Annotated in this window: 26 protein-coding genes and 1 tRNA gene; 17 read left to right on the top strand and 10 right to left on the bottom strand. The window is 57.9% G+C overall.

Going from position 1 to position 24,407, the window contains the following annotated elements; all coding sequences use genetic code 11:
• Positions 1 to 13: 13 nt before the first annotated feature.
• Positions 14 to 514, top strand: a complete 501-nt coding sequence (locus H6G53_RS13070) for a CGLD27 family protein (RefSeq protein WP_190528179.1) — start codon at positions 14 to 16, stop codon at positions 512 to 514.
• Positions 515 to 719: 205 nt separating this feature from the next.
• Positions 720 to 1,673 (top strand): asparaginase, encoded by a 954-nt coding sequence (locus H6G53_RS13065; RefSeq protein ID WP_099533424.1) that lies wholly within the window; start codon positions 720 to 722, stop codon positions 1,671 to 1,673.
• A 26-nt stretch (positions 1,674 to 1,699) separates the two neighbouring features.
• Here the strand turns inward: H6G53_RS13065 and H6G53_RS13060 are convergent, their stop codons facing one another.
• On the bottom strand, positions 1,700 to 2,206 hold the full coding sequence (locus H6G53_RS13060) for a DUF29 domain-containing protein (protein WP_190533595.1): 507 nt from the start codon (positions 2,204 to 2,206) through the stop codon (positions 1,700 to 1,702).
• 11 nt (positions 2,207 to 2,217) lie between these two features.
• The gene (locus tag H6G53_RS13055; RefSeq protein WP_190533592.1) at positions 2,218 to 2,676 is read right to left on the bottom strand and encodes a DUF29 domain-containing protein; all 459 of its coding nucleotides are present in this window, start codon (positions 2,674 to 2,676) and stop codon (positions 2,218 to 2,220) included.
• A 200-nt stretch (positions 2,677 to 2,876) separates the two neighbouring features.
• Between H6G53_RS13055 and bchD the strand changes: the two genes are divergently transcribed.
• Positions 2,877 to 4,922: a magnesium chelatase ATPase subunit D gene (bchD, locus tag H6G53_RS13050; RefSeq protein ID WP_190533590.1), complete on the top strand. Its 2,046-nt coding sequence runs from the start codon at positions 2,877 to 2,879 to the stop codon at positions 4,920 to 4,922.
• 154 nt (positions 4,923 to 5,076) lie between these two features.
• Here bchD and H6G53_RS13045 read toward each other — a convergent pair whose 3' ends face one another.
• Both H6G53_RS13045 and H6G53_RS13040 read right to left on the bottom strand, forming a co-directional pair.
• A complete protein-coding gene (locus H6G53_RS13045; RefSeq protein WP_190533587.1) occupies positions 5,077 to 5,346 on the bottom strand; it encodes a DUF2511 domain-containing protein in 270 nt (89 codons plus the stop codon).
• A gap of 368 nt (positions 5,347 to 5,714) precedes the next feature.
• Entirely contained in the window at positions 5,715 to 6,281 is a 567-nt protein-coding gene (locus H6G53_RS13040) for a Uma2 family endonuclease (RefSeq protein ID WP_190533584.1), read from the bottom strand.
• 184 nt (positions 6,282 to 6,465) lie between these two features.
• Here H6G53_RS13040 and H6G53_RS13035 point away from each other — a divergent pair, with 184 nt between their 5' ends.
• The 7 genes from H6G53_RS13035 to recA all read left to right on the top strand — a co-directional run bounded on the left by H6G53_RS13035 (position 6,466) and on the right by recA (position 12,508).
• Complete coding sequence (locus tag H6G53_RS13035) at positions 6,466 to 7,044, top strand: Uma2 family endonuclease (RefSeq protein ID WP_190533581.1); 579 nt, start codon at positions 6,466 to 6,468, stop codon at positions 7,042 to 7,044.
• Positions 7,041 to 7,922: an urease accessory protein UreD gene (locus H6G53_RS13030; RefSeq protein WP_347343143.1), complete on the top strand. Its 882-nt coding sequence runs from the start codon at positions 7,041 to 7,043 to the stop codon at positions 7,920 to 7,922. Before H6G53_RS13035 ends, H6G53_RS13030 begins: the two co-directional genes overlap by 4 nt.
• A 110-nt stretch (positions 7,923 to 8,032) precedes the next feature.
• Positions 8,033 to 8,335, top strand: a complete 303-nt coding sequence (gene ureA, locus H6G53_RS13025; RefSeq protein WP_099534820.1) for an urease subunit gamma — start codon at positions 8,033 to 8,035, stop codon at positions 8,333 to 8,335.
• A gap of 81 nt (positions 8,336 to 8,416) precedes the next feature.
• On the top strand, positions 8,417 to 8,791 hold the full coding sequence (locus H6G53_RS13020) for an urease subunit beta (RefSeq protein ID WP_190533578.1): 375 nt from the start codon (positions 8,417 to 8,419) through the stop codon (positions 8,789 to 8,791).
• Between the two features lie 195 nt (positions 8,792 to 8,986).
• The gene (locus H6G53_RS13015) at positions 8,987 to 9,214 is read left to right on the top strand and encodes a hypothetical protein (RefSeq protein ID WP_190528191.1); all 228 of its coding nucleotides are present in this window, start codon (positions 8,987 to 8,989) and stop codon (positions 9,212 to 9,214) included.
• 77 nt (positions 9,215 to 9,291) lie between these two features.
• Complete coding sequence (gene ureC / locus H6G53_RS13010) at positions 9,292 to 11,001, top strand: urease subunit alpha (protein WP_190533575.1); 1,710 nt, start codon at positions 9,292 to 9,294, stop codon at positions 10,999 to 11,001.
• Between the two features lie 460 nt (positions 11,002 to 11,461).
• Positions 11,462 to 12,508 carry a recombinase RecA gene (recA, locus tag H6G53_RS13005; protein ID WP_370567078.1) on the top strand — a complete coding sequence of 349 codons (1,047 nt, stop codon included), beginning with the start codon at positions 11,462 to 11,464 and terminating at the stop codon, positions 12,506 to 12,508.
• A gap of 250 nt (positions 12,509 to 12,758) precedes the next feature.
• On the opposite strand, the gene H6G53_RS13000 is transcribed toward recA, so the two are convergent.
• From H6G53_RS13000 to H6G53_RS12990, 3 genes are all read right to left on the bottom strand, one after another.
• On the bottom strand, positions 12,759 to 13,025 hold the full coding sequence (locus H6G53_RS13000) for a hypothetical protein (protein ID WP_199291370.1): 267 nt from the start codon (positions 13,023 to 13,025) through the stop codon (positions 12,759 to 12,761).
• 1,019 nt (positions 13,026 to 14,044) lie between these two features.
• Positions 14,045 to 15,496: a class I SAM-dependent methyltransferase gene (locus H6G53_RS12995; RefSeq protein WP_190533572.1), complete on the bottom strand. Its 1,452-nt coding sequence runs from the start codon at positions 15,494 to 15,496 to the stop codon at positions 14,045 to 14,047.
• 189 nt (positions 15,497 to 15,685) lie between these two features.
• Entirely contained in the window at positions 15,686 to 16,426 is a 741-nt protein-coding gene (locus H6G53_RS12990) for an EndoU domain-containing protein (protein ID WP_190533570.1), read from the bottom strand.
• Between H6G53_RS12990 and H6G53_RS12985 the strand changes: the two genes are divergently transcribed.
• Entirely contained in the window at positions 16,425 to 16,655 is a 231-nt protein-coding gene (locus H6G53_RS12985; RefSeq protein ID WP_190533567.1) for a hypothetical protein, read from the top strand. The genes H6G53_RS12990 and H6G53_RS12985 overlap by 2 nt on opposite strands.
• 84 nt (positions 16,656 to 16,739) lie before the next feature.
• Here the strand turns inward: H6G53_RS12985 and H6G53_RS12980 are convergent.
• Positions 16,740 to 16,812: transfer RNA gene (locus tag H6G53_RS12980), tRNA-Arg, on the bottom strand.
• A 606-nt stretch (positions 16,813 to 17,418) separates the two neighbouring features.
• Between H6G53_RS12980 and H6G53_RS12975 the strand changes: the two genes are divergently transcribed.
• From H6G53_RS12975 to H6G53_RS12955, 5 genes are all read left to right on the top strand, one after another.
• Complete coding sequence (locus tag H6G53_RS12975; RefSeq protein WP_099534826.1) at positions 17,419 to 18,087, top strand: Npun_F0813 family protein; 669 nt, start codon at positions 17,419 to 17,421, stop codon at positions 18,085 to 18,087.
• Between the two features lie 27 nt (positions 18,088 to 18,114).
• The gene (locus H6G53_RS12970; RefSeq protein ID WP_190533564.1) at positions 18,115 to 18,279 is read left to right on the top strand and encodes a hypothetical protein; all 165 of its coding nucleotides are present in this window, start codon (positions 18,115 to 18,117) and stop codon (positions 18,277 to 18,279) included.
• Complete coding sequence (locus H6G53_RS12965) at positions 18,272 to 19,183, top strand: hypothetical protein (RefSeq protein WP_099534827.1); 912 nt, start codon at positions 18,272 to 18,274, stop codon at positions 19,181 to 19,183. The genes H6G53_RS12970 and H6G53_RS12965 overlap by 8 nt, the downstream gene beginning before the upstream one ends.
• A gap of 93 nt (positions 19,184 to 19,276) precedes the next feature.
• Positions 19,277 to 20,425, top strand: coding sequence for a hypothetical protein (locus H6G53_RS12960; protein WP_190533561.1), 1,149 nt, complete (start codon positions 19,277 to 19,279; stop codon positions 20,423 to 20,425).
• 55 nt (positions 20,426 to 20,480) lie between these two features.
• Positions 20,481 to 21,419, top strand: a complete 939-nt coding sequence (locus tag H6G53_RS12955; protein ID WP_190353611.1) for a polysaccharide deacetylase family protein — start codon at positions 20,481 to 20,483, stop codon at positions 21,417 to 21,419.
• A 103-nt stretch (positions 21,420 to 21,522) separates the two neighbouring features.
• Here H6G53_RS12955 and H6G53_RS12950 read toward each other — a convergent pair whose 3' ends face one another.
• Positions 21,523 to 23,274 (bottom strand): FAD-dependent oxidoreductase, encoded by a 1,752-nt coding sequence (locus H6G53_RS12950; protein WP_370567836.1) that lies wholly within the window; start codon positions 23,272 to 23,274, stop codon positions 21,523 to 21,525.
• 148 nt (positions 23,275 to 23,422) lie between these two features.
• Positions 23,423 to 23,722 carry a 2Fe-2S iron-sulfur cluster binding domain-containing protein gene (locus tag H6G53_RS12945; protein WP_190533559.1) on the bottom strand — a complete coding sequence of 100 codons (300 nt, stop codon included), beginning with the start codon at positions 23,720 to 23,722 and terminating at the stop codon, positions 23,423 to 23,425.
• A gap of 93 nt (positions 23,723 to 23,815) precedes the next feature.
• Between H6G53_RS12945 and H6G53_RS12940 the strand changes: the two genes are divergently transcribed.
• The gene (locus tag H6G53_RS12940) at positions 23,816 to 24,391 is read left to right on the top strand and encodes an IS607 family transposase (RefSeq protein ID WP_190533556.1); all 576 of its coding nucleotides are present in this window, start codon (positions 23,816 to 23,818) and stop codon (positions 24,389 to 24,391) included.
• Positions 24,392 to 24,407 lie beyond the last annotated feature (16 nt).

The following is a 24,407-nucleotide window of genomic DNA, read 5'->3' as shown; positions in this document are numbered from 1 at the left end:
TCATCCCTTGTTTATGACGCGATCGCCCCGTTCGGTTTGCCCCGTTCCCGAAGAACAACAACCCCTCAACGAGTTTTCCGAGTTGAAGGAGGCCTGGCTGTTGTCTTGGCCCACCCTGCCGGGCCGAGGGTTGGTGATCAAGCTGCTGTGGATTTGGGCCTGGAGCTGGTTGGTGGTGGGGCCCGTGGCCGCCGCCAGCTTCCCCCTCAAAAAAGACCTGGCCCACTTTCTGTTGGGGGCCGGTGGCGGGGCGGTGTTGCCCGTGTTGCTGGTGTTGGCGCGGATCTATTCGGCCTGGAGCTATGTGGGCCGTCGCCTGTTCAGCGAAAAAATTATCTATGAAGAATCCGGCTGGTATGACGGCCAAGTTTGGGAAAAGGCTCCGGAAATGTTGGCCCAAGATCGGCTAGTGGTTTCCTATGAGGTGAAGCCCACGCTCGATCGGCTCCGGCGGTTGGTGCTGATTTTGGCAGGAACCTTGCTGGCGGGGGCGGCCGTTTGGGGCCTGGTCTAGGGGCCGGTTCGGTTAACCTGGATGGGGAATGGTGGGCGCGATCGCACTCGCTCGATCGCAAGGCCCCGATCCGCGCAAGATCCGTTGAAGAATGGAAAACACCGAAAAAATGGGCTGATTGCCGAAGCTGATCTTAAATTGCGATGAACAATCGCAGTTTTTGGCGGAATTAATGTCTAACTAAACAAGTTTCAAACCAGTTTTTATGACTCGGGGCAAATTAACGCGCGCGGCCGATATTGAAATTCGCTTGCTGCGGGAAGGGTTGGTGGAGTCCACCCACATGGTGCAAGCAGTGGCCTGCGATGATCGGGGGCGCTTGTTGATGTTGGCGGGCGATTCCGGCATCTCCAGCTTTGCGCGATCGGCTCTGAAACCCTTCCAGGCCCTGGCCGTGGTTGCCTCTGGAACCTTGGATCACTTTGGTCTCAGCAATCGCGACCTGGCGATTATGTGCAGTTCCCATCAGGGAGACATTGCCCAAGCCCGTCAAGTGTTCAACATCCTTTGGCATTGCGGCATTGAACCCAGCGCCCTCCAATGCCCGATTCCCCAGGGCAAATCCAGCGCACTTCAGCACAACTGCTCTGGCAAACATGCGGGGATGTTGGCCATGTGTCGCCACGGCAATTGGTCGATCGGGGACTATCTGCAATATTCCCACCCCGCCCAGCAAGCCGTTTCCAGTGTCATTGGCGAGCTGCTCGGGATTCCTGCCCAAGAATTTGTCGTAGCCCGCGACGATTGCGGCGCGCCCACCTATCTGATGCCCCTTCAGGAGTTGGCCACCCTGTTTGCCAAGCTCACATCCGGCGACAATCTGCAATTGGAGCGCATCGTGCGGGCCATGACCGGCTATCCGGAGCTGATTTCCGGCCATGGTGGCTTTGACACAGATCTGATGCGGCTGACGGGGGGCGAAATTGTCAGCAAAGCGGGAGCCGAAGGGATGCAGTGTATGGGCCGCGTGGGCGAGCGGCTGGGCATTGCCATCAAGGTGACAGACGGGGCCAAGCGGGCCAAATATGCCGCTGCGATCCACATCCTGAAACAACTGGGCTGGATTGGGCCCGATGTGTCGGAAGCGCTGGAAGAAAAATATGTGCAGCTCAATGCCTTTAAGCGGTTGGAGGCGATCGGGGAGCTAAAAATCGCCTAGATTTCGATCGGTTGAGCAGACCAAAATCAACTCAATTTTTGATCTTGATCCATATCTTGATCAGCATCTTGATCGGTATACTCGATTGACATCGTGAGCGCCAATTTCCAGGTAAACGGCGGCTCGATCGGGAACGTCTTCAAGGGCAATTTTGTTTCCACAAAAGCTTGCTCGCGGGCTTGGGGATAGGCCTGCTCGATCGCACTGGGAAGCCAGGGTTTCAAACTCGGATTGTCGGTGAGTAACTGTTGAATTTCACGGCGGGCGGAACGAATGCTAAACACCCAAGAATTTGATCGGCGATCGGGTTGAAACCGCCATTTCAGTAAATGCAGATAGAGCCGGGTAATTTGACTGGCTAAGGCTCGCTTTTCCGATCGCCCCAAGCTTTCAACCTCTTCTAACAAATTCTCCAAATCCAATTGATCAAACTGCCCCGATCGCAACAGTTCGGACTGCTGCTGCACCCAGCCGTAATAGTCGCTGTCGTAGGTGATCGGGGCGATCGACTCGATAGTCGTCTGTATTTCCATGCGGTGGCATCCTAATCCCGAGCAACATATTCGATCGGCAGGGTCATCGCCAATTCCCAAGTAAACGGCGGCTCGATCGGGAACGTATCAATTGGTAATCCCGTTTCTCGGGCGGCTTTTTTGCGGGCCTGCTCATAGCTCTTGACGATCCAATCCGCAAGATCACGCCGAAAGCTGGGATTTTCGTCGAGTAATTCCAAGATTTCATCCCGCGCATCTTCAATGGAAAATGCCCAAGAGTTCGATCGCTTTTGGGGTTGGTATTGCCATTTCAGCAGATGCCAATAGAGCCGGATAATCTGACTGGTTAAAGCTCGCTTTTCCGATCGCCCCAAGCTTTCAACCTCTTCTAACAAATTCTCCAAATCCAATTGATCAAACTGCCCCGATCGCAACAATTCGGCCTGTTGTTGTACCCAGCCGTAATAGTCGCTGTCGTAGGTGATCGGGGCGATCATTTTGGAAGTCATTAGCTCAAACTCCTCAGCGCCTTGACCATTGATGACCCGGAATTTTGCCAATGGTCACTAACACCATTGTGCAAGATTCAGCGAGCTGGGTTCCATTCAGATGCAACCTCCAGCCGCCCGAACCGGCCCGGCTGTCCCGTTGCGCTGATATCCTGAAAAGCATCAAGACTAATCATAAGAACTTCCCTTTTTCGCCCGCCATGTCCGTTACTGCGCCGCTCCAAACCCGAGACCCGATCGCCTTTCCGCTGACGGCGGTGATCGGCCAAGAGTCGATCAAAATGGCTTTGCTGTTGGCGGCGATCGATCCGGGCCTGGGGGGCGTGGCGATCGCCGGTCGGCGCGGCACGGCCAAATCGGTGATGGCCCGGGCGATCCATGCCCTGCTGCCCCCGATCGAGGTGGTGGACGGCTCCCTCAGCAATTGCGACCCGGACGCGCCCGATCGCTGGGAAGACGGCTTGCAATTTACCGGCGAAGTGCCCCGGAAAGTGATTCCCGCGCCCTTTGTGCAAATTCCCCTGGGCGTGACCGAAGATCGGCTGCTGGGTTCGGTGGATGTGGGCCAGTCCGTGAAGCGCGGTGAAACGGTGTTTCAGCCCGGCTTGCTGGCGGAGGCGAACCGGGGCGTGATGTATGTCGATGAGCTGAACTTGCTCGATGACCAAATCGCCAACCTGCTGTTGGGGGCGATCGGGGAAGGGCGCAACCAAATTGAGCGGGAAGGGATCAGCTTTGCCCACCCCTGCCAAGCCCTGTTGATCGCCACCTACAACCCGGAAGAGGGGCCGCTGCGGGAGCATTTGCTCGATCGAATTGCGATCGCCCTGTCCGCCGATGGGGCTTTGGGGTTAGATCAGCGGGTGGAAGTGGTCGATCGGGCCGTGGGCTATGCCCGATCGCCCCAAGATTTCCTGGGGCAATATGCCGAAGAACTGGACGGTCTGAAAACCCAAATCCTGCTGGCGCGCGAATGGCTGAAGGACGTGACCATCAGCCGCGAGCAGTTGGAATATTTGGTGCAAGAAGCGGTGCGCGGCCGGGTGCAGGGTCATCGGGCGGAACTGTTTGCGGTGCGGGTTGCCAAGGCTCACGCGGCCCTCGATGGGCGAACGGCGGTGAATGCCGACGACCTGCGGGTGGCGGTGGAGTTGGTGATTGTGCCCCGGGCCACGGTGATTGAAACGCCGCCGGACGAGCAACAGCCGCCGCCGCCCCCGCCGCCGCAACAGCAGCCGGAAGCGGAACAAGAGCAAGACGACGAAACCGACAACGAAAACGAAGATCAAGACGAAAACGAAGACGAGGATCAACCGGACGAGCCGCCCGCCATCCCCGAGGAATTCGTGTTCGACCCGGAAGGGGTGGTGATGGATCCGTCGGTGCTGTTGTTTGCCCAAACCACGGCCCAGCGATCGGGCGGTAGCTCCGGCAGCCGATCGATCATCTTCTCGGACGATCGGGGGCGCTACATCAAACCCGTCTTGCCGCGTGGCCCCGTGCGCCGAATTGCCGTCGATGCCACCCTGCGATCGGCCGCGCCCTACCAAAAAGCCCGCCGCACCCGAGCCGCCGCTGCGGGCGAAACGGGTCGCCGCGTATTCGTCGAAGAAAGCGACGTGCGGGCCAAGCGCCTGGCCCGGAAGGCCGGAGCCTTGGTGGTGTTTGTGGTGGATGCGTCGGGGTCGATGGCCCTGAACCGGATGCAGTCGGCCAAGGGCGCGGTATTGCGGTTGCTGACGGAGGCTTACCAAAACCGCGATCAGGTGTCGCTGATTCCGTTCCGGGGTGAGCAAGCAGAGGTGCTGTTGCCCCCCACGCGATCGATCTCGGCGGCCAAGCGACGGCTGGAAACCATGCCCTGTGGCGGCGGCTCGCCCTTGGCCCATGGCTTGACCCAGGCGGTGCGCGTGGGAACCAACGCCCGCCAGTCGGGGGATGTGGGGCAAGTGGTGATCGTGGCGATTACGGACGGTCGGGGGAATGTGCCCCTAGCGCGATCGCTCGGCCAGCCGATGGAACCGGATGAGAAACCGGATGTGAAGCAAGAGCTGCTGGATATTTCCGGCAAAATCCGCGCCCTGAACATCAAGCTGCTGGTAATTGACACCCAAAGCAAATTCGTTTCCACCGGTTTCGCCAAGGAGCTGGCGGAAACGGCGGGCGGCAAGTATTACCACCTGCCGAAAGCGACCGATCGGGCGATCGCCGAAATGGCCCGAGGGGCGATCGCCGATTTGAAATAAGGGCAATTGTTGCTCGTACCGCAGCACACCCAGCGATCGGTTTCAAAATCACATCGTCAGAGGGCGCAAAGCGTTGCGCCCCTACCCCAATCAATCAAAATTTCGTAGGGGCGTACCGCCGTACGCCCTACGATGATTGGGTTTTGATTGGTAATTATTCAGCGCAAAGTTGTAAACCACGCTCAATGAGAGGAGTCACGTCAGCTAATGAGAATTCTCCCGGGAAACCTTCCAGAGGAATCTTTTTACGCCAACTCCAATCCGGTTTTGAGCCTTGCATTGCTTGTCCGTTGAGTGGATAAGTTGCCTCATTGATTTTGATATAAACCGCTTTTGGCGCTTCACAAAACACGATCGCTGACTCTGCATTGGCAACGGGCCACTTATCACCAAATTCCGCTGCTGTTACATAGCCAGGCTCCATCGAAGGACTAGGGCTAGGGCTAGGGCTAGGGCTAGGGCTAGGGCTAGGAGTCGAAAGAGCGGGGCTAGAACTAGGAGAAGGTGAAGCAAGAGCTGTGGGTTTATTTGTGGCGCTGCAAGAATGAAGAATTGTAGAAGCGCTGACCAAAAGAACTCCCACTAAGCAGTAGGTTTTAGACAATGTTCTGATCATGGCTTGGCTGCTGGATGACTGCGATTATTCCTTCCAAAACGGCCACCTAAATCCGGTTGATCTCCTATTACCAATCTCCCATAACAAATTCCGCAGTTACCAAAACCCACCGATCGAGCGATCGCCGAAATGGCCCGAGGAGCGATCGCCGATTTGAAATAAGGGCGATCAACCGGTTACGGTTCCCGGCGCTTGAGCCAGCTAAATAACTCATCTACGGTGAGTGCCAAGGGCAAGTCCGGCAACACCGGCAGGCGATCGCTCCCCGACAACTCCAGCGGCAACGCATCGGGCAAAAACACCACCACCACCCGATCTCGCGGCATCACCAACCAGCCCAACTGGCTCCCGTGGCGTAAACAGTGCAACAGGTTTCGCACCACGCGGGTTTCACCCTGGGCTGGCGACAGGATTTCGATCGCCCAGTTAGGAGCCGCCGTCATGCCAAAGTCCGAAATTTCACCCGCCTGATCGATCGGCACGTCGGTCTCGCGGACAACGATCAGGTCAGGCACGATCGAGCGATCGCCAAAGGTGCAGCGCATCTCCGTTAGCGCTTCCCAGGGTGAATTAATAGCGTTAATCGCCCCACCTAAGCGAATTTGCAGACGGCTATGTTTTCCACCCGGCATCGGTTTTTGGATTGGCCCTTGATCGTGAAACTCCCAGGCCGGCGAGTCATCAATGTCCGGCTGCTGTAAAAATTCCGCAAGCGATAAACCCGGGGCGATCGTGGCAACCATGATCGAATTGCTACTGCTCAATGGGTCGGGGCGACATCTCAATCATGATGGAGAATCGGCCGCTTGCCTTATGGTAGGTGGGGCATAGGAAATCAGCCATTCAGCATCAATCCCATTCCAGAATTTGCAATAGAATCCAATCAACAGAACCAATCTCGCGGCGCTGTTCGCTGGCTGCGTGCCTATGACGGTTTCGATCACCCCGATCGCCACCCTGGCGGAATTTCTCGATCGCCCCGATCTCGAAGATTCGCCCGCTTGGGAATATCTCGATGGCCGGGCAGTCCAAAAACCCATGCCCAAGTTTCGCCATTCTTTATTGCAAAAACGCCTGATTCGGGCGATCAACGCGGTGGGCGATCGCTACACAGCCATGCCGGAGTTGCGCTGTACCTTTGGCGATCACTCGATCGTTCCCGATGTGGCGGTGATTGCTTGGGAACGAGTGGCGCTGACGGATCAGGGTGAGCCGATCGATCAGTTCTTGGCGGCTCCAGATTGGATCATCGAAATTTTGTCGCCCGAACAGCCGACCAATCGAGTGATGGATAAGCTGCTGCACAGTTTGCAGTTTGGCAGCCAGTTGGCTTGGTTGGTTGATCCTCAGGATCGATCAGTCCTCACCTTTTTGCCCGATCGCCAACCGTTACTGCATCGGCGGACAGTTCCCTTGCCTTGCTTGCCGGACTTGCCCCTGATCCTGACGGCGGAGCAGATTTTCGGCTGGCTGAAAGTGGGTTCGCAACCGGAGAAAACATCGTGATCGTCGCTTCCCAGCCAACGCCCGAAACCGATCGCACCTGGCATGGATCGTTCGCGTTGCGGTTTGCCCGATCGGGCGATCGCACCCAGGTTCAGGCCAAAACCCGATCGCCCCTGCAATTTCAGCGGCCCTTTTATCCCGAGGGGTCAGCGGTTTGCCACGCGGCGATGTTGCATGTGGCGGGGGGGATGGTCGGGGGCGATCGCCTATCGATCTCGTTGGACTTGGAACCGGAAACGGCGGCCCTGGTGACAACGGTGTCGGCGGCCAAGATCTATGGCAGTCGGGGGCGATCGCTGGTTGACCCGGCCGGGCGGTTTGCCCAGCAGTCGGTGCGGGTGCGGGTAGGTGAAGGGGCGCATCTGGAATGGTTGCCGCAAGAGACGATTATTTTTGATGGCGCGCTCTATGAGCAGCGATCGCGCATTGACTTGGCGGCCGGAGCCAGTTGGCTGGGGAGTGAGATTGTCCGGCTGGGGCGCACGGCCGGGGGTGAGCGCTACGGCTGCGGCGAGTGGCGATCGCGCCTGGAAGTGTGGCAGGGCGATCGGTTGGTGTGGCTCGATCCCCAACGAATTGACGCGACCGACCCGGCCACCCGCGACGGCTCCCATGGGCTGGCCGGTTGCCCGATCGTCGGGACACTGGCTTGGATTGGCCAGGAAATCCCGAAAGAGCTGATTACGGAAGCGCGATCGCACCTGCCCACAGGCGATCGGGTTGATTGCGGCATCACGCGGCTGCAAACGGGACTGCTTTGTCGCTATCGGGGCCATTCGGTCAGTGAGGCGCGGCGCTGGTTCTGGCAGGTGTGGGATTTGGTGCGCCGCAGCCAGCGCGATCGCCCGGCGATCGTCTCCCGGTTTTGGCCGCTATAGCTGCGATCGCCCCGAAACCCAAAATCTTCGCAATCAATCGGTGGCCTGCTAGACAAATCGCGGTACAACCAACAACAGAGTATTGGCAAGATGACCTGCGCGATCGCCCTATGCAACTCACGCCCCAAGAAAAGGACAAGCTGCTAATTTTCACCGCCGCGCTGCTGGCCGAGCGCCGCAAAAATCGCGGACTGAAGCTCAACTATCCGGAAGCCGTGGCCTATCTGACGGCGGCCATTTTGGAAGGGGCGCGAGACGGCAAAACCGTGGCGGAACTGATGGCGGAGGGGACAACGCTGCTCACCCGAGATGAGGTGATGGAAGGGGTCGCAGAGATGATCCACGATGTGCAGGTGGAGGCGACGTTTCCCGACGGCACGAAATTGGTGACCGTGCATGATCCCATTCGTTAATTTCGGTTGCGGCTTTGGTAGGGATCGATTCGCAATCGGCTCCTAGGATGATTGTCATCATTTGCGATAAGGAAAAACGCCATGATTCCCGGTGAATTAATTGTTGAACCTGGCGAGATTGAATTGAACGTGGGCCGATCGCCCGTGACAATCACGGTGGAAAACCGAGGCGATCGCCCAATTCAAGTTGGCTCCCATTTCCATTTTTTTGAAGTGAATGAAGCTCTTGTGTTCGATCGCGCGGCGGCTCGGGGAACCCATTTGGATATTCCCTCGGGAACGGCGGTGCGTTTTGAACCGGGTGATGAGAAAACGGTGGTGCTGGTTCCTTTTGCCGGAACTCGGGAAATCTATGGGTTTAATGCACTGGTAGAAGGGCCGCTGGAGGGCAATCAGCCCAGCAAGAAGTCAAAGGAAAAAGCTGAGAAGAAAGCCGAGAAAAAATCCCGAAAATAACGTCAGATCGGGACAGGTTACAGAGCTGGATGTAGTAACTAATCGAGGGTTGGCGGGTCTCAGATACTCCTGATTCTGATTCTGATCTAGAGCCTGTAGCGTAAACTTCTAGCCTGTCATTAATTAAACCCGATCAAGCAGTCAAAACGACCGCGCTGCTGATCACCTAGCTGACAATATTTGTAGGAGGTTGATATGTCAACAGAACCCAGTTTGCAAGGTATTGCTGAAAAGCTTGATGCACTCTCTGATGAATTGACAAAAACAAATGTTCGGTTGGAAGAAACGAATGCACGGCTTGATCGCAGTGATGAACGGTTTGAAGTTTATCAAAAAGCAACACAATGGGTTGTGCAGCTTGCCTTTGGGTTAATTGCTAGCGCCACAGTGACAATTTTGATTACTTCGATCGTTCGACGATAGATTGGCTGATGATGCTCCATGGATCGGATTAATTGAACCCTTGTTTTTAAACTAAAGACCCCATTGGGAGAGAAGACGTGCCCTACAGAATCGATCGCCGCACCTACGCTGAAACCTATGGGCCCACCACGGGCGATCGCCTGCGATTGGCCGATACCGAATTGCTGATTGAAATCGAACAAGACTTGACGATTTATGGCGATGAAGTGAAATTTGGTGGCGGCAAAACGATTCGGGATGGCATGGGTCAATCGCCCATTACTAACAGCGACGGGGCGATGGATACGGTGATTACGAATGCCGTGATCCTCGATTGGTGGGGCGTAATTAAAGCCGACATTGGCATTAAGCAGGGCAAAATCGCGGCGATCGGGAAGGCCGGCAACCCCTACACCCAAGCGGGCGTGGACATCATCATTGGCCCCGGCACGGAAATCATTGCGGGCGAAGGGGCGATCGTCACGGCCGGCGGCATCGACACCCACATCCACTTCATCTGTCCCCAACAAATCGAAACGGCCCTGGCCGCTGGGATCACGACGATGATTGGCGGCGGCACGGGCCCCGCCGCCGGCACCAACGCCACCACCTGTACCCCCGGCCCCTGGCACATGGCGCGGATGCTAGAAGCGGCGGAAGCCTTTCCGATGAATTTGGGCTTTTTGGGCAAGGGCAACAGCGGCCAACCGGCGGGGCTGATTGAACAGGTGAAGGCCGGGGTGATCGGCCTGAAGCTGCATGAGGACTGGGGCACCACGCCCGCCGCGATCGACACCTGCCTCAGCGTCGCCGACGAGTACGACATTCAGGTGGCGATCCACACGGACACCCTGAACGAGGCGGGCTTTGTGGAAGCGACCGTGGCCGCCTTCAAGGGCCGCACGATCCACACCTTCCACACCGAGGGCGCGGGCGGCGGCCATGCCCCGGACATCATCAAGGTCTGTGGCTTGCCCAACGTGCTGCCCTCTTCGACGAACCCAACGCGGCCCTACACGGTGAACACGATCGAGGAGCACCTCGATATGCTGATGGTCTGCCACCACCTCGATCGGGCGATTCCCGAAGATGTGGCCTTCGCCGAGTCGCGGATTCGCCGGGAAACGATCGCCGCCGAAGACATCCTGCACGACCTGGGGGCGATCGCCATGATGTCGTCGGACTCCCAAGCCATGGGCCGAATTGGCGAAAGCATCATCCGCACCTGGCAAACGGCCCACAAAATGAAGGTACAGCGCGGCTCCCTGCCCCAAGACCCCGCCCGCCACGACAACACCCGCGCCAAACGCTACATCGCCAAATACACGATCAACCCGGCGATCGCCCACGGGATTGCCAACCATGTGGGGTCGATCGAACCGGGCAAACTGGCGGATCTCTGCCTCTGGAAACCGGCGTTCTTTGGGGTGAAGCCGGAGTTGGTGATCAAGGGTGGGGCGATCGCCTGGGCCCAAATGGGCGATGCCAACGCCAGCATTCCCACGCCGCAACCGGTGCATGGCCGTCCGATGTTTGCCAGCTTCGGCAAAGCAATCCAGAGCACCAGTCTCACTTTTGTTTCTAAAGCGGCTCTGAAGGCTGGGGTTCCCGAAAAACTCGGTCTCCAGCGGCAAGTGGTGGCCGTGTCGGGAATTCGATCGATCCGCAAATCCGACATGAAGCTAAACGATGCCCAACCAGCGATCGAGGTGGATCCGCAAACCTATGAAGTGTTTGCCGATGGGCAACTGCTGACCTGCGAACCGGCGGCGGTGCTGCCCATGGCCCAGCGATATTTCCTGTTCTAGCCTGTTCCAGATCGCTTGAGGGATTGCCGTTTGCCTGGGGGGCCAGTTTGGGATGCTTGGTTGAACCTGCTGGCCCCATTGGGCGATTATTTGATTTTTGTACAGATTTTTGCTAAATTGGAGAAGCTCTTTCGTCTTGAGGGTTTTCGGGATGGCCGCTGCCTCCGTTGCGACTCCAGTTCCTCCTACAATAGAAGCCGCTTCGATCGCTCCCCTAGCAGGCACCCCGGCCGATCAGGGCTTGCCGGAGCCGGCCACGGTGCGATCGGGCAGAAAATCTTCCATCACCGTTGACCCCCAGGCGACTATGGCTTCCAACGCATCCGCAAATTCTGACCCCACGGCGAAGACGGCCACCGCCAAGGAATCCGCCAGCAGCGCTAAAGGATCCAAGGACGCTAAGGAAGCGGCTAAGGAGTCGGCCAAAGAGAGCGCCGCCAAAGACGGGCCGACCAAGGAAATTAGCAAGGAAAAGGAAAAAGCCCTGGGGCTGGTGGTTCAGCAGATTGAACGCAGCTTTGGCAAAGGGGCGATCGTCCGGCTGGGAGATGCGGCCCGAATGCGGGTGGAAACCATTCCCAGCGGGGCCTTGACCTTGGATTTGGCCCTGGGCGGCGGCATTCCCAAGGGCCGTGTGGTGGAAATTTATGGCCCTGAAAGCTCCGGAAAAACGACCCTAGCACTCCATGCGATCGCGGAGGTACAGCGATCGGGCGGCATTGCGGCCTTTGTGGATGCAGAACATGCCTTGGATCCGGTTTATGCCAAGGCCCTTGGGGTGGATATTGATAATCTGCTGGTTTCCCAACCGGACACGGGGGAAATGGGGCTGGAAGTGGTGGATCAACTGGTGCGATCGGGCGCGATCGACCTGGTGGTGGTGGACTCGGTGGCCGCCTTGGTTCCCCGATCGGAAATTGAAGGAGAAATGGGCGCGGCCCAAGTGGGCAGCCAAGCCCGCCTCATGAGCCACGCCCTGCGGCGCATTACCGGCAACATCGGTAAATCGGGCTGCACGGTGATTTTCCTCAACCAATTGCGCCAAAAAATTGGAGTCACCTACGGCAGCCCGGAAACCACCACGGGCGGAAATGCCCTCAAGTTCTATGCGTCGGTGCGCTTGGACATTCGCCGCATTCAAACCCTGAAGAAGGGAACCGAAGAGTTTGGGATTCGGGCCAAGGTCAAAGTCGCCAAAAACAAAGTCGCGCCGCCGTTCCGGATCGCAGAATTTGACATCATCTTTGGCGAAGGCATCTCCTCGATCGGCTGCTTAGTGGACTTGGCTGAATCCACCGGAATTTTGGTGCGCAAGGGAGCTTGGTATAGCTACAAGGGCGAAAACATCAGCCAAGGGCGTGACAACGCTATTCAATATTTGAAGGAAAATCCGGCGATCGCGGCAGAAATGGAGTTGGCCGTGCGCCAAAAGCTGGAGGAAGCGGGGGCAATTACTGGGGGATCCACTGACGAGTTAGATGAAGCAGATCTGAGCGAAGCGTTCTAGGACAAATCTCGGAACACTCAAAATTTTGAGACACTCGATCGAGCGGAATCGACAAGCTGAGCTGAGTTAAACCCGACCAGACCAAACCCTAAACAGCGGTAACCCCAATCATTAGTTAAGCGGCCAGCTCCCTCATTCAGTTGGGGAGGTGGCTGTTTTTGATCAGCTTTGCATTTTGGGCTAGCGGCTGGGTTGAGGGCCTGGGGGAACGAAATCCCGGGGATTGAATCCCTGAACTGAAACCGAGAGTCTAGGCGTAGGATAAATCGCGGGCGGTGCAGGCCGGGGCGATCGAGTCAGCCACCGCCGCGATCGTGAAATTTTGCTGACCCAATAACCGTTCACGGGACTCTTGGCGCAAGCTTCCTGACAAAAACGCCCGCTGAAGGGCCATAAACGCTTCGAAGTCATCGGGGCCATATTTCCCGCGCATGAGTTGGCGCAGGGATTCCTCTGCCTCGATCGACAGGTATTGATGAGCTAACGCTTCGGACACAATCTCGCGAATGGAAGTCATGTTGCTTTGAGACCTACTCAACGACTGCAAGGATCTGGGAAGTTTCCGGTTGCCACAGTTTTTAGTATCGGGGGAAAGTCTAATCAGCGAAGTGACCGATCGCTGACCCCGCATGGATCTTGAGCGTCATCCCCTGAGATCAAAACAGGGCTTGGGTGCGATCGCCGTCACAGGGTGAAACCCCCTCCCCCAATGGACTGACCAGCCCTTGAATTCAGCCAGGCTGGAATTCAGTCACGGCCGATCGAGATCCAGTTGAGATCCATCGAGACCAAAGCCCACAACCAAGACTGATGCTGGGTTGCTGGTTCGTGGAGTGATTGAGCGAGCGTGCATCTAAGGCCCATGGCTGAGTGCGCTCCTGACCGCAGCCATGAGCCTTGATTCCCATTCCGAGGGCCAGAGGGTCGATCGCGATCGCAGCCTGGTTTCAACAACGGCTCAGGTTCCGGAGCGAAGCTTTTGCTCCGCCCAACTTGCGCAACCGGTCACAATTACGGACGAAAACAGGAAAGAAAACGACGCAGGGAGACTAAGGAGAACCTAATTGAGATGCGTAGAAGCTAAGCGTAGATTGAGCAGTGGCAAGGTAAGGGAGAGTGCTCAAGGCTGAGGAAAGTGAAAAAAACAGCAATCAGCCGTTTTTCAAGGCGATTTAGGCAAATTCCTCAAATTTTTTGCCAAATTTGCTGAACCCTGACGAACTGTCTTCCCAAAAAGTTTCTTCGGAAAAAGTTCTTTGGGCAGCGCAACTCAATCGGGTCGCCATGGAAATGGTAGCAATCGAGCGCAATCGTCGGATCTCAGTTTAGCGACCCGTTTCCGGATTTGGGTGTGGTGATCATCACTTTTTGGCGGGTTTGGTCTGGCTGGGTCTGGCTGGGCCGGGTGAATGGAGACCTGGGTGGGGCGATCGCCTAAACATCACTTCGGGCTTGGCGCATGGGGAGCAATGGCTAGCCGTCGCCGTGGATTGGCAAGGGCTGGCGGTTTTGGCGGCTCCAGGCCGGGGTTGGGGGCTAATGAAGAGCGCACCGATAGGCCAATGCGGCGGCGGTGGCATTGTTGGAGCCGATCGCCAGGTCACCAATCAAGCGCCAAAGATCGGGGCGGTGGGGCAAGGCCAAGCCGCCCGCCGGGGGATGATGCAGCCGATCGAGCCAAGCAGCCATGGCTTGCGGCATTCCCTGTTGTTTCCCCTGTCGCTCCAAAACTGTCAAGAGATTCGCAATGGGGTCATGCCAATAGGTATCCTTTTCCAGGGCTTGCAGATAGGCCACCAGGGGTTCCAAATCGTAGCCAGTGCCGACGGGCAAGGTTTTGAGGGCAAAGCCAGGGGAACTGTGGCCAAAGGCCTGTACCAGCAATCGGGTCAAGGGCCCGTAGTGCCCCAGGTCTTGATCACTAAACTCCGGCTGGCGTTGGGCCCAAATTTCCGCCAGGGTGAGATGGGGAGCCGCCACTTGGGGAGCCAGCCCGATCGCCCGTTCACAGAGTTGTTGAGCCGCATCCCACTGGTGCGATCGCGCCAAGGCCCAAGCCAGAGCATCCAAGAGCAGCGGATCCGTTGTGGCCTCGGCCGCCCGTTGCCAGGGAGCTGTGAGGGGTTGCCAATCGCGAACTTTGCGCAAAAAAAGCTGATAGCCGCTGAAAACCACCTCAAAACAGTGGGTAAACAGCAACATAAACAAATCCACACCGAATTGTGGGCAATCCTCCGGCAAACCCACATAACGATAGTCATCAATCACCACCAGCCCACCCACCTTCACCAGGGGCCAGGTCATGACGGCATCGCGGAAGGCCACCCAAGGTGCATGGCAACCGTCAATGTAGGCCAGGTCGTAGTGATCAACCGGTAGCTGGGCCAGGGCTTCCCAAGAGAGCTGAGACAGAAGGGTGACCTGCGGGGCCCGACCGGTGCGATCGAGATTGTCCCGCAGGGTGGGACGAATTTCCGGTTCAATGCAGGTGAGCCTTGCTTCCGGATTCAGCAGGACGCGATCGAGCAACCAGCAGGCAGACATCCCTTCAAAGCTGCCAATTTCCAAAGCCTGTACCGGCCCCCGATCGGCCAAGGGCTGCACCCAGTTCACCCAGTTGGGCAATTGATTGGAAAACCAGTCTCGGGAAAACCAATAGCCCCGATCGCCACTTTCGGGCCAGTCCCGCAGGCGATGGGCCTTGGCAAAGCAGGTTTGCGCCTCCGGAAGCTGATCACGACTGATCAACAGGGTTCCCAAATCCGTCCAGGCCTCGGGCATGGTGGGGTGCTGTCGAGCGAGGCGACGCAGCAGGGTTTCCGCCCAATCCCACTGGCCCGCCTGTTGGAACAGTTCGCCCCAACGACGATGCTCTTGGGGTTTTAGGAAGTCGGTGACCTGCAAATATAACTGACCGGCGCGATCGACCTGGCCCGCTGCGATCGCCGCTTGGGCCTGCTCAAAGCAAGAAACAACAGAATCCGCCATGGAAAACCATCCGTAAAAACCGCGAGCCACAAATAACGCAAGGGCAGTTCTGCGCTGCAAATTCTGCGCTGCAAATTCTGCGCTGGAAACTTTGCCCGGCAAGTTCTGCTCGGCAAGTTCTGCCCGGCAAATATCTGCACCGCGAATCATCATGCGCCCGGGAACTCATCATGCGCCCGGGCCTGTACCCTAGCGCAGGGGAAAAGCCGTATTGATTTGATTGCGCCCCCGCACAAATGCCCCTGCAATCACAAACCGCTGCCCATCGTTGGCCTCGCAAAACCGACTGGCTTGAGCGATCGGGGAATTTTCCACCGCCGAAGGATCTTGAGGGAGTGCCAAGGCGGTTGTCCCAGGCGCAGCGGGCATCAGTTGAGCAACCGGCGCAACCGCTGCTTGGGCCGAGGCCGATCGGTTGCCAGGCCGGTTATAACCGCACCAAGCCCAATCGGGCGCGCCCCCTGGGCAACTAATTTGATTGCGAGCCGCATAGCGGATCGATTCCAACACCTGCGCTTGGGAGCAGCGATCGGGAAACATCGTGGAAAACTTTTCCCGACTGGGATCGGCCCCATGGCTCCAGCGCACCCCATAGATCCCTCGCCGGTTGGGTGGTTGGGTCACTTGAAACCGGGCCACCGTGCGGGGATTAGTGCCGCCCGGTCGGGAATGGAACCCCTTGGGCCGACCGTTGCTAAATTCACCACAAAAAATATGGGGTTGGTTCACCTGGGGGCTGCTGGCAAAGTTGCTCCAGTGGGGCAGGCGATCGCAGTTCACCAGCTTGGGGGCCGCGGTTTGGCCCTCGGGAACCGCCAGCACCAGGGCCACAATTCCCGCCAGCACCAGACTCCAGCGCGATCGCCCTTTGCGGTAAGCCGAGGAGGAGGCAGTTTTCCCGATCGTTGGCTGATTCAACGGCTGAGTCATGTTGGTGTTGTCTGTGTTGTCTGTGTTGTCTGTGTTGTCTGTGTTGTCTGTGTTGTCTGTGTTGTCTGTGTTGTCTGTGTTGTCTGTATTGATTGTTGGTGTGGTTGCTGTGCCGGTGACTGTTTTTCGCTGGATTTGTGCCGAATTTGTGCCGAGTTTCCGGTGGGTTTTCGCCGGGTTCCCGCTGCGCTTCTGTTCTGTTATTGCCGTCTTTGTGCTGCTTTCCTGACTTTTGCCGGATTGCTATTTCGCCGTTGATTAACCCCTTGCTCAGCAAGCTCTTGCTACACAAGTTAAAGACTCGAACAGAGGACGGGTGCGGCAGGATTCGAACCTGCGACCGGCCGCTTAGAAGGCGGCTGCTCTATCCACTGAGCTACGCACCCAGACTGAGATCTGTAGAGATTTCCGTGAAAATTCCCACACACAATCCGGGGAAAATTCATCGGCGGAAGTTCCCAGGGCCTTGAAAAAACCATTGCTTCTCCTGATTGCAACAGTTCGCCAACGAATGCTGTCATTAGGGCGCTTCCGGCTCGATCGCGGCGGCGTGGGTTTCATCCGCGATTCAGGATGACACGCCCGGACTGGCCGCCTTTCAAGGTTTACGAATTGTATCGAGTTAACCTAACCCCAAGCAAGGCCGTTGAGGAGGTTGATGGGAGTGATCAACCCACCCTCAGAACATCCATTCAGAGGCAATTCCGCCAAGAGCCAGTTTTTAGAAGGTCGCGGGGTACACTTGAGAGACCAAAGTTGATTTTCGACCCTAGATCCCCCAATAGCTCTACGCTAAGGGCCCTGGGCTAGAATGATGCCCAGCGCAGGCTCAGTTCACCGGTTGGGAAGCTGTCTATGCAGCCCTCACGACCTTGCTGGGGCTAGCTTCTGGAGCAGCTCTGGTTGACCGACTGCATGAGTTCAAGCTAGATCAGCCCTGTGGCCTCTGGTTTGGATGGCGTAGCTCCAAGCATGAGTTCTTTGAATAACGCATGTTTATTCTGAAGCGGCAAGACGTGGATATTTCCAACGTCCGGCATCCCGAAAAAGATCAGCAAATTCCGATCCTGAGCTATCAGGGTCAAACATTCACGTTGCTGAATGTTTTTAGCGCAAATCAGGCGGAAGAGGCGCGGGCCTTGTGGCGAGATCTGACGGATAACCGAGGGAAAGCTTGCGTCCTGCTGGAAGAGCCGGATCGGTTCAGTGTGTGGGGCAAGGTGCGGCTCGATCGCCTGGGAGTCGCGGATGCTGGCGCAGGCGACAGCGGGGCGGCGAAGTCGTCCTATGTGCTGGCGGGGATGCTGCTGCTCCAGGCGGTGTACTTCGACATTGAAGATTTGCTGGGAGAACGCCAGGGCGCGAAGTTTCGCCAGGAAATTGGCGAGGTGTTCAAGCGGCTCCAGTTTCCAGGGCTGGACAACCAGGCGGCCGTGAGCAACATTTTGGAAGTGAACCCCTTTGAAACGGCCTTGCCGCCCTGGCAAGAATTGCAAATCGTGGGGTTGCTACAGGAACTGCACACGCTGGGTAAAGGCTATTTTGGCAATACCAATTTCACCAGCCGAGCGTTTGATGCGTTGCAGGAGATGGATGCGGGCGAGCGTTCGGAATTCATGGACTGGCTGGGGCGATCGCCTGCGGCCAAGCTCTGGCGCTAGCCTTAGGCGGCGCTAAACCGAATGGCCATGGCCGTCTGGGGCAATGGGGGCGATCGAATGCCCAACTGCAATCGACGGCTCCAGGCTCAGGGATGTTGGGCGATCCATCCCCGGTCTGCGGTGGTCTGTGTCCCTCATGAGATCGTCACCTCCTGGTTTTTAGAACCTTTTGAAGCCAACCCCTATGACTAAGACTGCGAGCGAATCGCCAAAACTGTTTTCATCGCGCAACCTAATTATCGGGGCTGTTTCTTGGTCTCTGGTTGCCTTGGCGGTGTTTCTGTTTTTCAGTGTGACTCCGTCGGGGGAAACCCTGCCCCAGTGGTACAGCATTGCCACTTCAGTGTTGGAAACAACGTCCTATCTGTGGGCGGCGCTGGTGTGCTTTCGGAACTGGCGCAGCAACCAAATCCTCAGTGGCCGGACGGTTTGGTTACTGATTGGGTTGGGAATGCTTTGCTATGGTTTGGGCAACTTACTGTTCAGCTATTGGGAAATTGGTCTGGGGATTGAGCCGGATGTGAGTCCCGGTGACCTGTTCTACATCGTCACCTATGCTTCCCTGGCGATCGGGCTGTTGTTGGCGGTGTTGCCCCGGCGTTTGAATTTGGAACTGTGGCAGTGGCTGACGATCGGGGGAATTGGTCTGGCGGGGACTGCCTTCGCCTTCTCGCCGTTGGTTTTGGGCGAGGCCGCTTGCCCGGAACGCACCGCCGAGTCCGTGGCCAATGTGCCGGCCTGGGCTGAGCAGATCCAAGGGGCCCTCTCGCCGATTGCAGACTATATTTTGCCGGTTTATACCGTTGGCGATATTGTGCTGCTGGTGTTGGCTTCGGCGCTGCTGTTGGCCTTTTGGGGCGGGCGATCGGCCCAATCTTGGCGGATGATTGCGGCGGCCTCCATTTCGCTTTACATTGCGGATATGTGGTTCAAGTACGCCACGGCCAACATTTGCAACTATGAAAGCGGTAGCCTGCTGGAAGTGTTCTGGATCTTCAGCGGCGTGCTGTTTGGCATCGGTGCCGTGTTGGAGTACGATCTTTCGACGCGATCGCGCCGTAGTGCCCGTCGGCGCTCATCGGGAGCGGCTAACTAGGGTTCAAGGTTGTCGCTGGCCCCGGGCGGTGGCGACCATCCTTTGGAGCCCTGAACTGTCCGCAGGCATTTGCACAATTCCCCAGGTTTGGGCATGACTCCTCCCAAGTTATCGGATTCCGAAAAATACGAACTGATTACGCTCTATCGCCAGGGCGGCCACACCATGGCCACCCTGGGGCAGCGCTATGGAGTCAGCACTTCAACCGTGGGCCGAATTTTGAAGTTGGCGGCCGAAGAGCCAGTTCCTGCGCCGGTTTCAGCCCCGGCCCCGATCGCCCCGCCTGTGGTCACTGCCGCACCGGAAGCTCCGATGCTGGAATTGGATCCCCAGCCGCCCCAGGTGGATCCCATGGTGGACTCCGGCGGCCGATCGGGCGGGCGATCGATCTCCAACCAATCAGCGGAACCGACCGACGGCACAACGGGCACAAGACGGGTGCGCCGTCGATCGCGCAGTGGAGCCTCGGAGTTGTCGGAATCTGCGCTGCCGGAGTCCGTCGCCGCCCCGGAGCCAACGCCGGCCAAGCCCATGGAACTCCCCGCTATGGAAACCCTGCCGCTGTTTGAAACCGCCTTTGCCACCGCTGCGGCGGAACCCTTGACCGAGGTTGTTGCGGAGTTGGAAGCTGAGGCCAAGGAAGAGGTGCGATCGTCGCGGGTGGGCCGGCCGGTGAAAAAGCAGGCAGAAGCGACCACCAGCACCAATGGCAAAGGGGGGCGATCGAATCGGCGGCGCAAAGGTAGCGGCCCCGTCGTAGCCGAGATCAACGAAGCCAGCGCAGAAGAAGCCGACGATGCGGATCTGGGAGCCGACTTAGATCTAGATGATGACGATCTGGATCTAGACGAAGATGATTTTGAATTTGGGGATGATGACGGTGAAGCGGGCATTGCCGCCATGTTTGGGCGCGGAGCCAATCCGGATCAACCGATCGAAATCATGCCCCTGGAAACCTCACGGATCCCCAACCCCTGCTATCTCGTGATCGATCGAGCAGCGGAGTTAGTGGCCCGTCCCTTAGAAGATTTTAGAGAATTGGGGCAAATTCCACCCCAGGAAGCCGCCAGCCGCACCCTACCGGTCTTTGACAACCATCGCGTGGCGCGGCGATTTTCAGCTCGCAATCAGCGCATCATTAAAGTGCCCGATGCCAACGACCTGTTCCAGAAAACAGGCCCCTATCTCCAGGCCAAGGGCATCACTCACCTGTTAATCGATGGGCAGGTTTACCTACTGTAGGCCTGGCTGCCGAATTTCTTGATTGCCCCCCTCAAGTCTGTGGAGCGCCCATCCCGTGAAGACGGAGCAGCAGCCCAATCAGCCTGCCGGTTGGTCTGAACCATCGGAGCAGGGGACTCCTCTGAAATCCGGGACAAACAAACCGGCATCGATCGGGCAGGGGGTTGACCATGGGCGCAGGCGGCAAAATTGCCGATCCCACTGGACATCCTGGGTTCAATCCCTGTGCGTGATGGTGGCGCTGTTGCTGTTGGTGGCCCATGGGCTTTGGTATGGGGCAGTGCTGCCGGTGGCCCATAGTTTTCCTTTGTTTGGGGTGCGGCGGGTGCTCACCACGGAGCCGCTGGTGGCCCTGACCTTTGATGATGGGCCCCAAGCGCCCTACACGGAGCAGGTCTTGCAGGTGTTGGATCGCTTTGGGGTGAAGGCCACTTTCTTTGAAATTGGTCAGCAGATCGATCGGGAGCCGGCCTTAGCCCGATCGGTGGTGCAACGGGGCCATGAGTTGGGCAATCATTCCTACTCACACCGGAATTTGATCCTGCGTTGGCCGGGGGAAATTGCCGCTGAAATCCTCGAAACCGATCAACGACTGCGGGCGGCGGGGGCTGAGGGGCCGATCGCCCTGCGGCCGCCCTTGGGTAAGCGGTGGTTTGGTTTGCCCTACTGGCTATGGCGATCAGGGCGCACCTTGGCCATGTGGGAAGTGGATTCCGGTGACTATGACCCGGCCAATTCAGTGGCGGATTTGGTGCAAGGCGTGTTGCAGCGGGTGCGGCCTGGCTCCATTGTGCTGTTCCATGACGGTAGCTTCAAGACCCGTCAGCCCCGCGATCGCACCGTGGCGGCGCTGGGTGAAATTATTCCAACCCTCCAGGCTCGGGGCTATCGCCTGGTGACCTTGGGGGAACTGCTGCGATCGGGAAAACCCAGCGGTGGCGGCCCCTGGGAAAGCCATCCCCTGGAGCCAGGGCCAAACCCCGCAAAACCTTGAGGCCCGAAAAATCTTGAGGGTATGAACTGGGTTCGGTGGCTGGTATCCGCCGATCGACGACCCAACGATCGCAGATCGCAAAGTCCCGCCATTGCTCCCGGCCCTAATCCGGCAGATCCTCCACAATGATCCAAGGGCCAGAGGGGTTATAGCGCCCTCGCAGAACGATCGAGCTACCGGATTCCAGTTGGCCAAGGTGGTAATTCACCCAAGGATGGAGCGCCACCAGAGAAATTGGCTCCGGGGTCAAGGCCGTTTCTAGGGCATAGTCCTGGGGGCCGCGCCGCTGAAACTGACCGGTGAACCCCAAGGTGGCTGAAGGTTCCGGCGGTGGAATCAGATTCAGGGGATGCTCCTGGGTGAGCAGTTGCTCGTAGGCTTGGGGATGGGCAATCCAGTGCTGCTGCTGCGATCGCCAATCATCGCGATCGGGCGTGAGGCCAAAACAGGGAATCACCGCCGCCGGAGCCTGTGGGTCATGGAGCAAGGCCGTTTGCACAGCGGCCACCGGCAGCGATCGGGGTTGGCAATGCTGCTGAACGCAAAGGGCCGCCGCCGCCCCCGCCGCTTGACCCAGCCCCAACACCACCGGTTGGAGGCGCGTGGCTCCGTTGGCCATGTGGGACACGGAAATATTTTTGTCGCAAACCAACAGCCCATCGACCCGTTGCGGCACCAGGCAGCCATAGGGCAGCGCAAAGGCCGTCCCCGTCCAACGACCACCCCATCGAAGTGATTTGGGCGCTAGGGGAAAGACCTCCCCGGGGTAGTGGTGATCATTGGGATAGTTGCCATAGGCGATCGCGCTGCTGGCTCCACTGTGGGGATCTCGGGGCAGGGCCGCTCCCCAGCCTCCGACCACTGGCAAGATCTGGTTTTCCGTCACCGTTGCCAATCCCTGAAGGCGGCGGCTTTCCCGAAAGTAGGGATATAGGGCAAAGGCTCCGGTGTCGGGAAAGAGATGATCGGCCAAGCCATAGCGCCGTCCGAGGGTTTGTTGTAACCAATGGGCAAATCCCAAACTACGATCGTAGGCAGCCTGTAGGGCCGCTGCTCGATCAGCCGCTGTCCCCACCAGGCGATCGAGGTCATCCCCATAGTCATTGCCGGCCTGGGGCCAGTTGATCATGAACCGATCGCCCGCAATCTGCCCATAGTCCAACACGCGCTGGGCACTGGCATAGCCCGCAAAGGCCGCTTGGTAGCGGGTGGGGTCATAGTCAGCGGGGCAGGGAATTTCCGGGGCGATCGCTTCGGGGCCAAAATCCTGAAGATAAAAAACCCAAGTGGGAGCCTGCACCGGAAATCGTTCGGTCAAGGCCGTGGGCCCCGCCGGGGCCGTGGGTTCTTGCCATTGGTCTTGCCACTCCCAACCCCAGCGATAGGGAACCTCTCCCAGGGCCAGCAGATCTCCCAATTCCGTGCCGTCGATCGTGATCTGGGCGGTCACCTGTAACCCCGAGTCAAAGGTAACCCCAGTGACTCGATCGCCCGATCGCTGCACCGACACCGGCCGCACTCCGGAAACCCAACGCAAATTGGGCAGGGCCGCCACCCAATCAGCAAAAATCTGCGCCCCGATCGCCGGTTCATAGGTGAAAAAGCTGACCCAACCCCAATCCAGCCCCTGGGGTTGACGCTGGGCCAACTCCTGCAAAAATGCCCCCCAGAGACCCGTTTGCAAGGCCGTCAATTCATTGCCATCCGGCGCACAGACCCCCGCTGCCGTCAACATTCCGCCCAACCAGGAAAACTCCGTGGCCAACAGCACCCGCACCCCACAGCGGGCCGCTTGGATGGCCGCCGCCGTTCCCCCAGTGCCGCCACCCACCACCAAAACATCGGCTTCCGCGATCGGGTTGTCCAGAATGGGGCTGTCCAGGGGCAGCGGATCAGGGGTCGGGGACACCGCCCCCAAGGGGAGAGCAAAACCCTCAATCGCTGTCTGAGGGAAGTGTTCCGTGGTCACCGAGCATTACTCCGAGCAGATCAACTGCCCAACCTTACCACGTGGGATCAATGCCCAAATTGACCGTCAGTGCTGAGATTCCGGTGGGTACGGCACTGATGCAAGCACAAACGGTTTGGGGGTCTTCGGCACTGTCGGGGGCCGCTGACGGATCGGGGCGATCGGGGCTGGGTAATGGTTGCGCTGCCCAATCCACTTCGCAGGCATGGCAAGACCCCATCAGGCAACCCGTGGGAATGGCAACCCCGGCGCGATCGGCCACGGTTAACAGCATCTCGCCCGGTTGGGCTGAGACGGTAACTTGATCGGGCAAAAAGGTAACAGAGATCTCCATAGGGCGGATGGCGGCGGTTTGGGGGTTGGGCAGTGGGGTTGATCAACAGTAATTAATTTACTAACATTCGCTAACGTATGCCAATATTTAGATATGGCATACATTCCTCTCAGAAAAGCGGTCGAATTTCTGGGATTGCATCCAAACACGCTAAGGAAGTACGCAGATGAAGGGAAGATCGAAACCATCCGCAATGAAGCGGGACAGCGGCTTTATAACGTCGAGTCATATGGACGCAAAGCAACTCGATCTATCGTTGTTTGCTACTGCCGCGTCAGTTCTGCCAAGCAGCGGGACGATCTCGCAAGACAAGTCCAGTTCATGCGCGATCGCTACCCCGATGCCGAAATCATCCAAGACATCGGATCAGGTCTCAACTTCAAGCGGAAAGGATTGCAATCCCTACTGGTCAGACTCATGCGCGGCGATCAGCTCCAAGTTGTGGTTGCCTGTCGAGACCGACTCTGCCGATTCGGATTCGAGCTGTTCGAGTTCATGGTTCAACAAAACGGTGGCGAACTCGTGGTTCTCGACCAATCTGTTCACTGCCCAGAATCAGAACTCACAGCCGATCTTCTCGCCATCCTTCACCTCTTCTCTCGTCGAATGCCCGGACTCAGAAGCTACCGCAAGGCGATCCAGGAAGATCCGAATCTTCCTAAACCCTGATCAAAAAGCGCTCCTG

It is taken from the genome of Limnothrix sp. FACHB-406, assembly GCF_014698235.1.
Lineage (GTDB): Bacteria > Cyanobacteriota > Cyanobacteriia > CACIAM-69d > CACIAM-69d > CACIAM-69d.
Note: the sequence above shows the minus strand (reverse complement) of the source record. Positions and strands in the feature narration are given on the sequence as shown.